This is a genomic window from Streptomyces sp. NPDC024555 (genome assembly GCF_055559335.1).
Map to the genome: position 1 here is coordinate 24247 of NZ_JBVHKV010000012.1, position 16107 is coordinate 40353.

The window sequence follows — 16107 nt, forward strand, 5'->3', positions numbered from 1 at the left end:
GCGGCGGCTCACTCCCCGAGGCGGCGTCCCAGCTGGGACAGGATCTCCCACACCAGCCGGGCCCGGCCGGCCGGAGGCACCTGCGGGGGCAGACTCGGCTTCGGGGGGACCGGCCTGCCGGCGGGCGGCTGCTTCCCCGCGGACGCCTTCTTGGCCGGCTGCTTCTTCGCCGGGGTCTGCCGGGCCCGGGACTCGGGCCGCGGTGTCGCCGGCGCGGACGTCCGCTTCCCCGTGGACGCGGCCTTCGCCGCCCGGCGGCGCAGCTGCTTCTCGACCACGGCGATCGCCTCGGGGGCGTTGGCCACCCACACCGCCCGGCCGCCCGGCGTATTGCGCCCTCCGAGGTCCTTCACCAGTCCGAAGAACCAGCCGAGGTTGCCGAGCACCTCGGGGATGTCCCGCTCCGCCATCAGCCGCGCGAGCGCCTGCTTCGCCCCGGTGTCGCGCAGCGAGGCGAGCAGCAGCGCGGCCGTCAGCTGCGGGGACTGCGTACGGGCGGAGATCGGCAGGTCCTCGTAGCGCCGTCCCGTGCTCGCGCGCCAGGCGGTCAGCATCGTGTCGTAGCGTTCCTGGGCGCCGCCGAGGCTGCTCCGCATCGGCCCGCCGCTCGCGTACGCGTCAAGGACCTCGTCGGTGCTTCCCAGCCAGACCACGTTGGCGACCGTCTCCGGTGCGGCCGTCCCCTTCAGGACGTCGAGGAACATCCGTACCCAGTCGGGCGTCAGGGCGGTTCTCCCGCCGAAGGCGGGGGCGGCGTCGGGGCAGAGCCACATGACGAGGTAGAAGTACCGGACCTTGGCGGACAGGGTGCCGCGCAGGTGCTTCTCCACCTCGGGCCACCGCCCGTCCGGATCGGGCTGCCGGCGCGCCCATGCCCGCAGCGGGCCGAGGTCGCCGTCGACGAGGCGCGGCCCCGCGTCCTCGCTCCGGCGCAGATGGAGGCCGAGTTCGTTCTTCGTCAGGAACACCAGACCGTCGAAGGCGAAGGGTGCCGCCTGCTTGGCGGGCCCGCCCTTGTCCGGCGGGACGGCGGGGCCGGGCCTCTTCCGCGCGGGTCCGGCGTCCGGCGCGGCCTTCGCCCGCTTCGGCCGCCCGGCCACCGCCCCGCCGCACACCGACTGCACCGCGTACCCGCCCAGCGAGCCGGGCCCGCCCAGGGCACCGACCATCGCCGCGTACCAGTCGGGGCCGCCGTCCGCGGGACCGGCCGGGAACCGGGCGAGTGCGGCGTGTCCGGTGCCCGTCAGCCGCGAGGGCAGGGCGGCCAGGAGGAGCGCCGCCTGTGCGGCGGGTCCGGCGGTGCGCAGGTGGGCGGGCATGGCGGGAAGACGGGCCGCCTCCGCGTCCCACAAGGCCGTCAGCGTCCGCCACTTCTCGTCGGCGCCCGCCAGACTCTCGAAGCCGGGGAAGAGAGCGAACGCCGGGAGCAGACGCCGGCTGTACACCAGCGCCAGCCGGTCCGTGTCCGGACCGCTCCCGTCCCGTGTCGCGTTGACGGCCGTCTGGACGAGCGCGGCCATGCGGAGCGTGCCGAGCGGCGTCACGGGACCGCCCTTCGGATCGAGGCGGCTCAGCAGGACATTGAGGCGGGCCAGGGGTGTGCCCCGGGCCAGCCGGTCGAGCAGGTCCTGGTCGCCTCCGTGGGCGAGGATCCACCGCCGCGTCTGCTGCCCCGGGCCGTCGGTGCCGTTCCACCGGCTGCCGGCGAACAGCGACTGGGCGATCCGCTCCGGCTCCCGGCGTGCGGCTCCGGCCAGTTCCGTCGCGGTGGTGTACGCCTCCCCCGCGACCCGCAGTCCGCCCGCCGGCTCGGGCGGCGGAGGCGCGGCCTTCGGGGGTGAGGGGTCCGGGCGCGGCGCCCGCCGGGTGGGGGCCGGGCGCGGCGCCCGTACCGTCGTGGCCCGGGGAGCCGGTGCGGCCGTCTCTTCCAGCCATTCCAGGACCCGGCCGCTTCCCCAGCGCCGCGCCGGATCGCGTTCCAGGAGCCCCCCGCACAGGGTGCGCAGCCGCTGGGGCAGCTGGACCAGGTCGACGTCCTCCTCGCGGACCCTCCGCACCACCGCCTCGACCGGGAGCCCCGCGAACGGCCGTGCCCCCGTGGCCATCTGACGTACCGTCATCCCGAGGGACCACCAGTCCCAGGCGGGCAGGACCACCCCGTCGTACGCCTCGGGCGGCGCATAGCCGGGGGTCATCATCCGGGTGGCCGTGACCCCGTCCAGGGCCCCGCTGATCCCGAAGTCCGCGATGACGGCCTCGTCGCCGGAGGCCTCCCGGAACAGCAGGTTCTCCGGCTTGAGATCGCGGTGGACGATCTCCGCCTCGTGCAGCTGGTTGATCCCGCCGACCAGCCGGTCCACCAGCCCGACGACGGCCGAGAAGCCGAGCCTCCCCCGGTCGGCGAGCGAACCGCCCGTGAGCAGCGGCATCGTCTCGTACGCGCGCCCGTCCGCGGTGGCCCCCCACTCCAGGAGCGGCATCAGCGCGGGGTGGCGCAAGCGCTCCAGCCGGTTCCAGACGCCGCGGCGGGCGGCGGGGTCGCGGGCGTAGACCTTGACGACGAGATCGGCGCCCCGGGCGTCGCGCACATGGTGGACGAGGGCCTCGCCGCCGTGGCCGAGCAGGGCGACGTACGTGTAGCGGGAGTCCAGGGGCGGCGGGAGGACGCCGGTCATCAGCGCGCCCCTTCCCGGACCCGGACGGTGATCTCCTCGGCGAGCAGCAGGGTGGCACCGGCGGTGACGGCGGTCCGCTCGCCCGCGTCCAGTCTGCGGGGGCCGAGCCAGGTTCCGTAACGGGAGTTCTCGTCGCGCACCCAGCCGGCGCCGTTCGCGTCGACGCCGAAGGTGGCGTGGCGGTTGGAGACGGCGAGATGGGTCTCCAGCAGACCGGAGAACGGGCAGAACTCGGGGTCGCGTCCGATTCCCACGGAGGTGCCGGCGCGCACCTCGACGCTGCTGCGGCACAGTTCCAGACGGAGGGCCGGACGGACGGTCCTGCGTAAGGGCCGCGCCCCGTGCCGTGCCGTGGGCACCCGGGCCGCGACGGCCGACCAGCGCAGCGGGGTGAGACAGCCTCGGCACACGAGCTGCCCGTCGTCCTGGACCGGTGTCCCGCATCCACAGACGCGCCCCTGCCGCATCCACACCCCCGTAGGCCCCGTCCCCGCCCTCGCGCGCGACCACCCTACCGGGCACACGAAAGGGCGCCCACCCCGTCACGACGGGATGGGCGCCCTTCTCGCTCACTGCCTACTGGTTGTACGGACCGTAGTCGTAGTCCTCCAGCGGAACGGCCTGGCCGGAGCCCGTGCCGAACGGCGAGTAGTCGATGTCCTCGTAGCCGACGGCCGAGTACATGGCGGCCTTGGCCTCCTCGGTCGGCTCGACCCGGATGTTGCGGTAGCGGGACAGGCCCGTACCGGCCGGGATGAGCTTACCGATGATGACGTTCTCCTTGAGGCCGATCAGGGAGTCGGACTTGGCGTTGATCGCCGCGTCCGTCAGGACCCTGGTCGTCTCCTGGAAGGAGGCCGCGGACAGCCACGACTCCGTCGCCAGCGAGGCCTTGGTGATACCCATCAGCTGCGGACGGCCGGAGGCGGGGTGACCGCCCTCGGTGACCACACGACGGTTCTCGGTCTCGAACTTCGAGCGCTCGACGAGCTCGCCCGGCAGCAGCTCCGCGTCGCCGGACTCGATGATCGTCACGCGGCGGAGCATCTGCCGGATGATGATCTCGATGTGCTTGTCGTGGATCGACACGCCCTGCGAGTTGTAGACCTTCTGGACCTCGCCGACCAGGTGGACCTGGACCGCGCGCTGACCGAGGATCCGGAGCACGTCGTGCGGGTTGGTGGCACCCACGGTGAGCTTCTGGCCCACCTCGACGTGGTCGCCCTCGCCGACCAGGAGACGGGCGCGCTTGGAGATCGGGAAGGGGATCTCGTCGCTGCCGTCGTCCGGGGTGACGACGATCTTCTTGGTCTTCTCGGTCTCCTCGATGCGGACCCGGCCCGCGGACTCGGAGATCGGGGCGACACCCTTGGGCGTACGGGCCTCGAAGAGCTCGACGACACGGGGCAGACCCTGGGTGATGTCGTCACCGGCCACACCACCGGTGTGGAAGGTACGCATCGTCAGCTGGGTACCGGGCTCACCGATGGACTGGGCGGCGATGATGCCGACCGCCTCACCGATGTCGACCAGCTTGCCGGTGGCGAGCGAGCGTCCGTAGCAGAAGGCACAGGTGCCGACCGCGGACTCACAGGTCAGGACCGAGCGGGTCTTGACCTCCTCGACGCCGGCGCCCACCAGGGCGTCGATCAGGACGTCACCGAGGTCGACGTTGGCCGGCGCGATGACCTTGCCGTCGACGACGACGTCCTCGGCCAGCATGCGGGCGTAGACCGAGGTCTCGACGTCCTCCGTCTTGCGCAGGACACCGTCGGCGCCCTTGACCGCGATCTTCAGCTTGAGGCCGCGGTCGGTGCCGCAGTCCTCCTCGCGGATGATCACGTCCTGCGAGACGTCCACCAGACGACGGGTCAGGTAACCCGAGTCGGCGGTACGCAGGGCGGTGTCCGCCAGACCCTTACGGGCACCGTGCGTGGAGATGAAGTACTCCAGAACGGTGAGGCCCTCGCGGAAGGACGCCTTGATGGGACGCGGGATCGTCTCGTTCTTGGCGTTGGACACCAGACCACGCATACCGGCGATCTGACGCATCTGCATCATGTTTCCTCGGGCACCCGAGTCAACCATCATGAAGATGGGGTTCGTCTTGGGGAAGTTCGCGTTCATCGCCTCGGCGACCTCGTTGGTCGCCTTGGTCCAGATCGCGATGAGCTCCTGCGTGCGCTCGTCCTTGGTGATCAGACCGCGCTCGTACTGCTTCTGGACCTTCTCGTCCTGCTCCTCGTAGCCCTTGACGATGGCCTTCTTGGCCTCGGGCACGACGACGTCGGAGATGGCCACGGTGACGCCGGAGCGCGTCGCCCAGTGGAAACCGGCCGCCTTCAGGTTGTCGAGCGTCGCCGCCACGATGACCTTGGGGTAGCGCTCGGCGAGGTCGTTGACGATCTCGGAGAGCTGCTTCTTGCCGACGGAGTAGTCGACGAACGGGTAGTCCTCGGGCAGCAGCTCGTTGAAGAGCGCGCGGCCCAGGCTGGTGCGCAGCCGGAAGGTGTCACCCGGCTGGTACTCGGGCTCGCCCTCCTCGGCGACCGGCGGCACCCAGCCGCGCGGCGGGATGGTGCCCACCGGGAAGCGGATGTCGATCGGCGACTGGAGCGCCAGCTCACCGGCGTCGAACGCCATGATCGCCTCGGCCGTGGAGCCGAACGCGCGGCCCTCGCCCTTGGTGTCACGGAGGTCGCCGTCCGTGGTGAGGAAGAACAGACCCAGCACCATGTCCTGCGTCGGCATGGTGACGGGACGGCCGTCGGCCGGCTTCAGGATGTTGTTCGAGGACAGCATCAGGATGCGGGCCTCGGCCTGCGCCTCCGCCGAGAGCGGCAGGTGCACGGCCATCTGGTCACCGTCGAAGTCCGCGTTGAACGCGGTGCAGACGAGCGGGTGGATCTGGATGGCCTTGCCCTCGACCAGCTGCGGCTCGAAGGCCTGGATGCCGAGGCGGTGCAGCGTGGGCGCACGGTTCAGCAGCACCGGGTGCTCGGCGATGACCTCTTCGAGGACGTCGTACACCACGGTGCGGCCGCGCTCGACCATGCGCTTGGCCGACTTGATGTTCTGCGCGTGGTTCAGGTCGACCAGGCGCTTCATCACGAACGGCTTGAAGAGCTCCAGCGCCATCGCCTTCGGCAGACCGCACTGGTGCAGCTTGAGCTGCGGACCGACGACGATCACGGAACGCGCGGAGTAGTCCACGCGCTTGCCGAGGAGGTTCTGACGGAAACGGCCCTGCTTGCCCTTCAGCATGTCGCTGAGGGACTTCAGGGGACGGTTGCCGGGGCCGGTGACCGGGCGACCGCGACGACCGTTGTCGAAGAGGGCGTCCACGGCCTCCTGGAGCATGCGCTTCTCGTTGTTCACGATGATCTCGGGCGCGCCGAGGTCGAGAAGCCGCTTCAGGCGGTTGTTGCGGTTGATGACGCGGCGGTACAGGTCGTTCAGGTCGGAGGTCGCGAAGCGGCCACCGTCCAGCTGCACCATCGGACGCAGGTCCGGCGGGATGACCGGCACGCAGTCGAGCACCATGCCCTTGGGCTTGTTGCTGGTCTGCAGGAACGCGGAGACGACCTTGAGGCGCTTGAGCGCACGGGTCTTCTTCTGGCCCTTGCCGGTACGGATGATCTCGCGGAGGCGCTCGGCCTCCTCGTCGAGGTCGAAGGACTCCAGGCGCTTCTGCAGCGCGGCGGCGCCCATGCAGCCGTCGAAGTACGTGCCGAAGCGGTCGCGCAGCTCGCGGTAGAGCAGCTCGTCGCCCTCCAGGTCCTGGACCTTGAGGTTCTTGAAGCGGCTCCACACCTCGTCGAGGCGGTCGATCTCGCGCTGGGCGCGGTCGCGCAGCTGCTTCATCTCGCGCTCGGCGCCCTCGCGCACCTTGCGGCGCACATCGGCCTTGGCGCCCTCGGCCTCCAGCTCGCCGAGGTCGGTCTCCAGCTTCTTGGCCCGGTTCTCCAGGTCGGAGTCGCGGCGGTTCTCGATCTGCTGGCGCTCGACGGAGACGTGCGCCTCCAGCGACGGGAGGTCGCGGGTGCGGCGCTCCTCGTCGACGAACGTGATCATGTACGCGGCGAAGTAGATGACCTTCTCGAGGTCCTTCGGCGCGAGGTCCAGCAGGTAGCCCAGACGCGACGGGACGCCCTTGAAGTACCAGATGTGGGTGACGGGAGCGGCGAGCTCGATGTGACCCATGCGCTCGCGGCGCACCTTGGCGCGCGTGACCTCGACGCCACAGCGCTCACAGATGATGCCCTTGAAGCGGACACGCTTGTACTTGCCGCAGTAGCACTCCCAGTCCCGGGTCGGACCGAAGATCTTCTCGCAGAAGAGTCCGTCCTTTTCGGGCTTGAGGGTGCGGTAGTTGATGGTCTCCGGCTTCTTGACCTCGCCGTGGGACCAGGTCCGGATGTCGTCCGCGGTGGCAAGGCCGATCCGCAGCTCGTCGAAGAAGTTGACGTCGAGCACTTGTCGTCAATCCCTCTTTCGGGGGTTCGAGCCCCCTCGCTCATGCGAGAAATCGGGGCACTTCAGCAATGGTCTGAACGGGTCCGGGGAGAGCCGGCCGGATCACGGGGATCCGGCCGGCCAACCCGTCAGACCTCTTCGACGCTGCTCGGCTCGCGCCGGGACAGGTCGATACCGAGCTCCTCCGCCGCGCGGAAGACGTCCTCGTCCGTGTCGCGCATCTCGATGGACATGCCGTCCGAGGACAGCACCTCCACGTTGAGGCAGAGCGACTGCATTTCCTTGATGAGCACCTTGAAGGACTCGGGAATGCCCGGCTCGGGGATGTTCTCGCCCTTGACGATCGCCTCGTAGACCTTCACTCGGCCGGTGACGTCGTCGGACTTGATCGTCAGGAGCTCCTGGAGGGCGTATGCGGCGCCGTATGCCTCAAGGGCCCACACCTCCATCTCACCGAATCGCTGACCACCGAACTGCGCCTTACCACCCAGCGGCTGCTGCGTGATCATCGAGTACGGGCCGGTCGAACGGGCGTGGAGCTTGTCGTCGACCAGGTGGTGCAGCTTGAGGATGTACATGTAGCCGACCGAGACCGGGTCCGGGAACGGCTCGCCGGAGCGGCCGTCGAACAGCTTGGCCTTGCCGGAGGGCTGCACCAGGCGGTCGCCGTCGCGGTTGGGGATCGTGGCCTCGAAGAGACCGGAGATCTCGTCCTCGCGCGCACCGTCGAAGACGGGGGTGGCGACGTTGGTGCCGGGGGCGACCTGGTCGGCGCCGATGGCCTGCAGGCGCTTGGCCCACTCGTCACCGAGGCCGGAGACGTCCCAGCCGCGGCTGGCGAGCCAGCCGAGGTGGATCTCCAGGACCTGTCCCGGGTTCATTCGGGACGGGACACCCAGCGGGTTGAGGATGATGTCGACCGGGGTGCCGTCCTCGAGGAAGGGCATGTCCTCGATCGGGAGGATCTTCGAGATGACGCCCTTGTTGCCGTGACGGCCGGCGAGCTTGTCACCGTCGGTGATCTTGCGCTTCTGCGCGACGTAGACGCGGACCAGCTGGTTCACGCCCGGCGGCAGCTCGTCGCCCTCTTCGCGGTCGAAGACGCGGACGCCGATGACCTTGCCGATCTCACCGTGCGGCACCTTCAGCGAGGTGTCGCGGACCTCGCGCGCCTTCTCACCGAAGATCGCGCGGAGCAGGCGCTCCTCGGGGGTCAGCTCGGTCTCGCCCTTGGGCGTGACCTTGCCGACGAGGATGTCGCCGGCGACGACCTCGGCACCGATGCGGATGATGCCGCGCTCGTCGAGGTCGGCGAGGACCTCCTCGGAGACGTTCGGGATGTCCCGGGTGATCTCCTCGGGGCCGAGCTTGGTGTCACGGGCGTCGACCTCGTGCTCCTCGATGTGGATCGAGGAGAGGACGTCGTCCTGCACGAGGCGCTGCGACAGGATGATCGCGTCCTCGTAGTTGTGGCCCTCCCACGGCATGAACGCCACGAGCAGGTTCTTGCCGAGCGCCATCTCACCGAACTCGGTGGCCGGACCGTCGGCGAGGACCTGGCCCTCGATGACCCGGTCGCCCTCGGAGACGACGACCTTCTGGTTGACCGAGGTGCCCTGGTTGGAGCGCATGAACTTGGCGATGCGGTACGTGGTGTACGTGCCGTCGTCGTTCGTCACGGTGATGTAGTCCGCGGAGACCTCCTGGACCACACCGTCCTTCTCGGCCTTCAGCACGTCACCGGCGTCGGTGGCGCAGCGGTACTCCATACCGGTGCCGACCAGCGGGGCCTCGCTCTTGATGAGCGGAACCGCCTGGCGCATCATGTTCGCGCCCATGAGGGCACGGTTGGCGTCGTCGTGCTCCAGGAAGGGGATCATCGCGGTGGCGACGGACACCATCTGGCGCGGCGAGACGTCCATGTAGTCGACCTCGGACGGGGGGACGTAGTCGACCTCTCCCCCGCGGCGGCGGACCAGGACGCGCGGCTCCGTGAAGCGCAGCTCGTCGGAGAGGGTCGCGTTCGCCTGGGCGATGACGAAGCGGTCCTCCTCGTCGGCGGTGATGTAGTCGACCTCGTCGGTGACCTGGCCGTCGACGACCTTGCGGTACGGCGTCTCGATGAAGCCGAACGCGTTGACGCGGCCGTACGAGGCGAGCGAACCGATCAGACCGATGTTCGGGCCTTCGGGGGTCTCGATCGGGCACATGCGTCCGTAGTGGGACGGGTGCACGTCACGGACCTCGAAGCCGGCGCGCTCACGGGAGAGACCACCCGGGCCGAGCGCCGACAGACGGCGCTTGTGGGTCAGACCCGACAGCGGGTTGTTCTGGTCCATGAACTGCGACAGCTGGCTGGTGCCGAAGAACTCCTTGATGGAGGCGACGACCGGCCGGATGTTGATCAGGGTCTGGGGCGTGATCGCCTCGACGTCCTGGGTGGTCATGCGCTCGCGCACGACGCGCTCCATACGCGCCAGACCCGTGCGGACCTGGTTCTGGATGAGCTCGCCGACGTTGCGCAGACGACGGTTGCCGAAGTGGTCGATGTCGTCGGTCTCGACGACGATCTCCCGGCCGGACTCGCCGATCGTCTCGGTCTCACCGGCGTGCAGCTTGACCAGGTACTTGATGGTCGCGATGACGTCGTCGGTGGTGAGCACCCCGGCGTCCAGCGGCTCGTCCGCGCCGAGCTTCTTGTTCACCTTGTAGCGGCCGACCTTCGCGAGGTCGTAGCGCTTCGGGTTGAAGTAGAGGTTCTCCAGCAGCGTCTGAGCGGCCTCGCGGGTGGGCGGCTCGCCCGGACGGAGCTTGCGGTAGATGTCGAGCAGCGCGTCGTCCTGGCCCTGGGTGTGGTCCTTCTCCAGGGTGGCGCGCATGGACTCGTACTCGCCGAACTCCTCCAGGATCTGCTCGGTGCTCCAGCCGAGCGCCTTCAGGAGGACGGTGACCGACTGCTTGCGCTTGCGGTCGATGCGGACACCGACCATGTCGCGCTTGTCGATCTCCATCTCCAGCCAGGCACCCCGGGAGGGGATGATCTTGGCGGAGAAGATGTCCTTGTCGGACGTCTTGTCGATCGACGAGTCGAAGTAGACACCCGGCGAGCGGACCAGCTGCGACACCACGACACGCTCGGTGCCGTTGATGACGAAGGTGCCCTTGTTGGTCATGAGCGGGAAGTCGCCCATGAAGACCGTCTGGGACTTGATCTCGCCGGTCTCGTTGTTGGTGAACTCGGCCGTGACGAAGAGCGGGGCGCCGTACGTGAAGTCGCGCTCCTTGCACTCGTCGATCGAGTTCTTCGGGGGCTCGAAGCGGTGGTCGCGGAACGTGAGCGACATCGACCCGGAGAAGTCCTCGATCGGGGAGATCTCCTCGAAGATCTCCTCCAGACCCGACTTCCTGGGGACGTCTTGTCCACTGTCCAGAGCAGCCTCGACGCGAGCCTTCCAGGCGGCATTGCCGAGGAGCCAGTCAAAGCTCTCGGTCTGCAGCGCGAGGAGGTTCGGAACCTCGAGGGGCTCCTTGATCTTTGCAAAAGAGATGCGCAGCGGGGCGGTGCTGGCGCCGTTGTTCGTATTCGCGGTCGAGGCGTTGCGCGAGGCGGCCAAGAGGGGGTCCTTCCGAGGGCTCGGACTCACTACGCGCGTACCGGTCCCAAACTGGACAGGTGGACAGAAAATCCCTGGTGAGAGATGTTGCGATCCACGGTGCACAAGATGGGTATGCCCCTGGTGACGGGCAGGAGGCAGCTAACAGGCAGCGCAAAGGGTCAGTGTAGCCAAGTGGCACACTGATGTCCAGTCGGGGTTCTCAGAGACCCGCGTCGCTGTCAACAGCTGTTCTCAACACCTTTGTCTGGCCCTGCGTGAGCTGCGCTCTTCTTTACTGCCCTCTTCGCCGCCGATCCATGCCTCGGATTCGGATCGATGTGACGACGCGCCTTGAGAATTGCGCGCCTGCTGCGGTTCGTCAAGGCCCCCCAGCCGGTGCGGGCCCCCGGGACCCCTGTCCCGCCGTCACCCGGCCACCGGCCGCGCCCCCGGAGAGGCGCACGGCGATGATCACCATACTCGTCGCGCCGGGAAGAGCAAGGCACCCGCCGCGGGTACGCCGAAAGGCGACCACCCGTACGGGTGATCGCCTTTCGCGATGTGACGTCCACGCCCTCAGGGCGCGGCAGTCGAGTCAGACGACTCGCGAGGTCACTTGACCTCGACGGAGGCGCCGGCGCCCTTGAGGGACTCGGCGGCCTTCTCGGCGGCGTCCTTGGCGACCTTCTCGAGGACCGGCTTCGGAGCGCCGTCCACGAGGTCCTTGGCCTCCTTCAGACCCAGGGAGGTCAGCTCGCGCACGACCTTGATGACCTGGATCTTCTTGTCGCCGGCACCGGTGAGGATGACGTCGAACTCGTCCTTCTCCTCGACGGCCTCGGCCACGGCGCCCGGGCCCGCGGGGCCGGCGACGGCGACGGCCGCGGCGGCGGTGACGTCGAACTTCTCCTCGAAGGCCTTCACGAACTCGGCGAGCTCGATGAGCGTGAGCTCCTCGAACTGGGCGAGCAGGTCTTCCTGGCTGAGCTTCGCCATGATGGCGTCCTTCCACTAAATCGGCAGGTGCCGGGTGTATATGAAGGCGGGCGTACATTCGGCCCGCTGTGACCGTCGCCCTAGGGGGCGGCGATCAGTGCGCGAGCCGAATTACTCGGCACCGCCCTGCTCGGCCTTCTTGGCACGAAGCGCTTCCGCGGTGCGGACGAACTTCGTCGGCAGAGCCTGGAAGAGCTGTGCAGCCTGAGTCTGCTTGCCCTTCATGGCGCCGGCCAGCTTGGCGAGCAGAACCTCGCGGGACTCGAGGTCCGCGAGCTTCTTGATCTCATCGGCGGACAGCGCCTTACCGTCAAGGACACCGCCCTTGATGATGAGGTTGGGGTTGTCCTTGGCGAAGTCACGAAGACCCTTCGCCGACTCCACCGGGTCACCGGTGACGAAGGCAACCGCCGTCGGACCTGCGAACAGGTCGTCCAGCGCGTCGATCCCGGCCTCGTTGGCCGCAATCTTGGTCAGCGTGTTCTTCACCACGGCGTACTGGGCGTTCTCACCGAGCGAACGGCGCAGCTGCTTGAGCTGTGCCACGGTGAGACCCCGGTACTCGGTCAGCACGGCGGCGTTCGAGCTGCGGAACTGGTCCGCGAGCTCGGCTACCGCTGCAGCCTTGTCGGGCCTTGCCATGAGCGTCGGCCTCCTTCCGGGTGATGAGGACCGCTCACAAGGGGCCGGGAAAGACGAAACGCCCCGGCGCAGGCGCCAGGGCGTAGCTCGACCGAAACGAGTCGGGAGCTTTCCACAGTCACCTGCGCAGGTCGCCCGTCTCAACGGATCCTTCGGTTGCCGTCCCCCTTGCGGGATCCGGGCAACGACCAGCGGTCTTTGGCTTCTGCAGAAGAGTACGCGACCGGGGTCGCGCGGGGCAAATCCGTCCGGTTCCGTACGGTCCGGGCCGGTCAGGCGCCGGTGCCGGCGGCCGACTGCTGCTGCTTGACCAGGTCCGCGAAGCCGATGGTCTGGGAGGCCGGCGGCTGCTCGACCGTGACCTTGACGCCGTAGTCGCTGTAGAACACCGTCGAGTTCAGCTCGCCGGTCTTCATCCGGCCGCGCTCGGTCTTCTTCACCAGCAGATCGTTCTCGTCGACCCAGATGTCGACCTTCTCGGTGGTGATCCCGGCGTCGTTGAGCTGCTTCTTCAGCGCTTCGAGCTGGTCCGCGTCGAGCTTCGAGGTCTTGGCGGTCAGCTCGGCGACGTCGACCGTGCCGGAGTAGTGCGTGGTGGCGACCCCGCGGACCTGCTCCTTGCCGACCTCCTTCACGTCCCCGGAGGCCAGCAGCGACTTCACTCCCTGCTCGGGGGTGGTGTTCTGCATCTGCTCCTTCATCGCCGCGCCGGAGGCGCCGCCGACCTGGGCCAGATCGTCGTAGGAGTAGCTGATCCAGCGCTTGCCGCCGGTCTGCCGGGCGAGCACCGGGCCCATGTCGGCCGCGTAGCCGTCCTTGAAGTAGCGGGCCTCCATGGTGCCGCTGCCGCCCGCCTGCTTCAGGGTGTCGGCCATGGTGCCACCGGTGTAGGTGATGCTCATGGTGCCGGTGATCCCGTCGCTCCAGTCCAGGGACCCGGTCTGCTTCATGGACATCGTGCTGCCCATGACCGTGGTGCCCTCGACCTTGGCGGAGCTGGCCGAGCCGGTCTTCTTCTGTACGTCGAGCAGCGCGGCGATCGTGTCGGCCTTCAGCACCGAGGTGCCGCCGCTCTTCTCCTTGGCGGCCGGCTTGCCGCTCCCGCCGTCCTCGTCCGCCCCGCCGCAGGCCCCGACCGACGTCAGCGCCGCTGCCACAGCCACGGCCAGACCCACGCGTCGTACGGTACTGGTCCTCATGTCCGCTTCCACCCCTCGTTCGGCTCTCTCGTCATGCGCACGCTAACGCACGACTCCGACAGCCGGGTTGTCTGTGTACGAGGACGGGCCCCGCACCTCGAAAGGTTGCGGGGCCCGTCCCATGTCACACGTGACACGGCGGTCGTACGAGCACGGGGGCTCAGACGGCGGCCGGGTCCTCCTCGACGAGGAGGTTACGGGTGCGGTTGGCGTCCAGCGGGATGCCGGGGCCCATCGTGGTGGCCAGCGCGGCCTTCTTGATGTAGCGGCCCTTGGCGGCGGACGGCTTCAGACGGAGGATCTCCTCCAGCGCCGCCGCGTAGTTCTCCACCAGCTTGGTCTCGTCGAACGAGGTCTTGCCGATGATGAAGTGCAGGTTCGAGTGCTTGTCGACGCGGAACTCGATCTTGCCGCCCTTGATGTCGTTGACAGCCTTCACGACATCCGGGGTGACCGTACCGGTCTTCGGGTTCGGCATCAGACCACGCGGACCGAGCACGCGGCCGAGGCGGCCGACCTTGCCCATGAGGTCCGGGGTCGCGACGACGGCGTCGAAGTCCAGACGGCCCTTCGCCACCTCGTCGATGAGCTCGTCGGCGCCGACGATGTCGGCTCCGGCGGCTTCCGCGGCCGCAGCACGGTCACCGGTCGCGAAGACCAGGACCCGGGCGGTCTTGCCGGTGCCGTGCGGGAGGTTCACGGTGCCGCGGACCATCTGGTCGGCCTTGCGCGGGTCGACACCCAGGCGGAAGGCGACCTCGACGGTGCCGTCGAACTTCGTGGAGGCGGTCTCCTTGGCGAGACGGACGGCCTCGAGCGGCGCGTACACACGCGTCCGGTCGACCTTGGCGTCCGCAGCGCGGAGGTTCTTGCTGCGCTTCACTTCTACTCCTGATGGTTTCAGAGTGTGGAGTCGTGGTGCGGACCAGCGCTTGGCCCTACCACTGAGAGGGGTGGGGGCTGAATCAGCCTTCGACCGTGATGCCCATGGAGCGGGCGGTGCCTTCGATGATCTTCGACGCGGCGTCGAGGTCGTTGGCGTTCAGGTCGGGGAGCTTCGTCGTGGCGATCTCGCGGACCTGGGCGGCCGTCAGCTTGGCCACCTTGGTCTTGTGCGGCTCGCCGGAGCCCTTCTCCACACCCGCGGCCTTGAGGATCAGCTTGGCGGCCGGCGGGGTCTTCGTCACGAAGGTGAAGGAGCGGTCCTCGTAGACCGTGATCTCCACCGGCACGACCATGCCGCGCTGCGACTCGGTCGCGGCGTTGTAGGCCTTGCAGAACTCCATGATGTTGACGCCGTGCTGACCGAGCGCGGGGCCGACCGGCGGGGCCGGGTTGGCCGCACCGGCGTTGATCTGGAGCTTGATAAGCCCCGTGACCTTCTTCTTCTTGGGAGGCATGTGCTCTCTCCGGGTCCTAGTGAGAGTGTTTCGCCTTCATCCGGTCATCCGGATGCAGGCATACCGCACAACGATAACGGGTATAGCTGCGCGACCAAAAACCGAGCAGGTCAGACCGGCTGCGACAGCCGGTCTGACCTGCTCGTTGGGCATGTGTCCAGGAACGAGCCGAAAGAGCTAGTTCTTCTGGATCTGGTCGAAGCTGAGCTCGACCGGGGTCTCGCGGCCGAAGATCTCGACGAGGCCCTTGACCTTCTTCGAGTCGGCGTTGATCTCGTTGATCGTCGCCTGCAGCGTCGCGAACGGGCCGTCGGTGACGGTGACCGAGTCGCCGACCTCGAAGTCGAGGACCTCGACGGTGACCTTGCGGGCCGGAGCCGGCTTGCCCTCGGCCTCGGCGGCCTCGCGGGCGGCCTTCTCCTCGGCCTCCGGGGCGAGCATCTTGACGATCTCGTCCAGCGTCAGCGGGTACGGGTCGTAGGCGTTGCCCACGAAGCCGGTGACACCGGGGGTGTTGCGGACGACGCCCCAGGACTCGTTCGTCAGGTCCATGCGCACCAGGACGTAGCCCGGGAGCTTGTTCTGACGGACGTTCTTGCGCTCGCCGTTCTTGATCTGGACGATTTCCTCCTCAGGCACCTCGGCCTGATAGATGAACTCCTCCACGTTCAGCGAGACGGCGCGCTGCTCCAGGTTGGCCTTCACACGCTTCTCGTAACCGGCGTAGGTGTGAATGACGTACCAGTCGCCGGGGAGACCGCGCAGCTCCTCGCGGAGGGCGGTGACGGGGTCGACGGGCTCGACGGGCTCGGCCGGCTCGGCCTCCTCCGCGTCGGCCTCGGCCTCGGCCTCGACGGCCTCCTCGTCGGCGGCGTCCTCGACGTCCGCGGTGTGCACAGCGGCCTGCTCGGCGGGCTCGCCCGCGGCGGCGTCGGCAGCCTCGGCCTGGTCCGGCTCCTCGGCGTCCGCCGCCTCGACGATGTCGAGCTCGTCCTCGGCGGACTCGAAGGCGCCCGCCGTCGGCTCGACGGCGTCGTTCAGGTTCGGGTCAGACACGGTGGCTGCTTCTTCCTGGATGTACAAATGGGTGGAACATGCGAAAGGGGCGCCCATGAGGCGCCCT

10 protein-coding genes are annotated in these 16107 nt (G+C 68.6%); all 10 read right to left on the bottom strand.

The window, feature by feature from the left end:
* Positions 1-8: 8 nt before the first annotated feature.
* The 10 genes from ACZ4FH_RS21415 to nusG all read right to left on the bottom strand — a co-directional run bounded on the left by ACZ4FH_RS21415 (position 9) and on the right by nusG (position 16040).
* On the bottom strand, positions 9-2675 hold the full coding sequence (locus tag ACZ4FH_RS21415) for a protein kinase domain-containing protein (protein ID WP_467306585.1): 2667 nt from the start codon (positions 2673-2675) through the stop codon (positions 9-11).
* Complete coding sequence (locus tag ACZ4FH_RS21420) at positions 2675-3085, bottom strand: FHA domain-containing protein (RefSeq protein ID WP_467306586.1); 411 nt, start codon at positions 3083-3085, stop codon at positions 2675-2677. The genes ACZ4FH_RS21415 and ACZ4FH_RS21420 overlap by 1 nt, the downstream gene beginning before the upstream one ends.
* A 166-nt stretch (positions 3086-3251) precedes the next feature.
* Entirely contained in the window at positions 3252-7151 is a 3900-nt protein-coding gene (locus tag ACZ4FH_RS21425; protein WP_467306587.1) for a DNA-directed RNA polymerase subunit beta', read from the bottom strand.
* A gap of 128 nt (positions 7152-7279) precedes the next feature.
* Positions 7280-10765 carry a DNA-directed RNA polymerase subunit beta gene (rpoB, locus tag ACZ4FH_RS21430; RefSeq protein WP_383640032.1) on the bottom strand — a complete coding sequence of 1162 codons (3486 nt, stop codon included), beginning with the start codon at positions 10763-10765 and terminating at the stop codon, positions 7280-7282.
* 594 nt (positions 10766-11359) lie between these two features.
* The gene (rplL, locus tag ACZ4FH_RS21435; protein ID WP_383640036.1) at positions 11360-11743 is read right to left on the bottom strand and encodes a 50S ribosomal protein L7/L12; all 384 of its coding nucleotides are present in this window, start codon (positions 11741-11743) and stop codon (positions 11360-11362) included.
* A gap of 111 nt (positions 11744-11854) precedes the next feature.
* A complete protein-coding gene (rplJ, locus tag ACZ4FH_RS21440; RefSeq protein ID WP_383640039.1) occupies positions 11855-12385 on the bottom strand; it encodes a 50S ribosomal protein L10 in 531 nt (176 codons plus the stop codon).
* A gap of 272 nt (positions 12386-12657) precedes the next feature.
* Complete coding sequence (locus tag ACZ4FH_RS21445; protein ID WP_467306588.1) at positions 12658-13584, bottom strand: SCO4651 family lipoprotein; 927 nt, start codon at positions 13582-13584, stop codon at positions 12658-12660.
* 160 nt (positions 13585-13744) lie between these two features.
* A complete protein-coding gene (gene rplA / locus ACZ4FH_RS21450; RefSeq protein WP_383640045.1) occupies positions 13745-14467 on the bottom strand; it encodes a 50S ribosomal protein L1 in 723 nt (240 codons plus the stop codon).
* Positions 14468-14549: 82 nt separating this feature from the next.
* Complete coding sequence (rplK, locus tag ACZ4FH_RS21455) at positions 14550-14984, bottom strand: 50S ribosomal protein L11 (RefSeq protein WP_073786749.1); 435 nt, start codon at positions 14982-14984, stop codon at positions 14550-14552.
* Positions 14985-15161: 177 nt separating this feature from the next.
* Positions 15162-16040, bottom strand: coding sequence for a transcription termination/antitermination protein NusG (nusG, locus tag ACZ4FH_RS21460; protein ID WP_467306589.1), 879 nt, complete (start codon positions 16038-16040; stop codon positions 15162-15164).
* Positions 16041-16107: the final 67 nt, after the last annotated feature.

Excerpts from the sequence above, each read along its gene's own strand:
- rplJ (WP_383640039.1), bottom strand. The coding sequence starts at position 12,385 with ATGGCAAGGCCCGACAAGGCTGCAGCGGTAGCCGAGCTCGCGGACCAG.
- rplL (WP_383640036.1), bottom strand. The coding sequence starts at position 11,743 with ATGGCGAAGCTCAGCCAGGAAGACCTGCTCGCCCAGTTCGAGGAGCTC.
- rplK (WP_073786749.1), bottom strand. The coding sequence starts at position 14,984 with ATGCCTCCCAAGAAGAAGAAGGTCACGGGGCTTATCAAGCTCCAGATC.
- ACZ4FH_RS21445 (WP_467306588.1), bottom strand. The coding sequence starts at position 13,584 with ATGAGGACCAGTACCGTACGACGCGTGGGTCTGGCCGTGGCTGTGGCA.
- ACZ4FH_RS21415 (WP_467306585.1), bottom strand. The coding sequence starts at position 2,675 with ATGACCGGCGTCCTCCCGCCGCCCCTGGACTCCCGCTACACGTACGTC.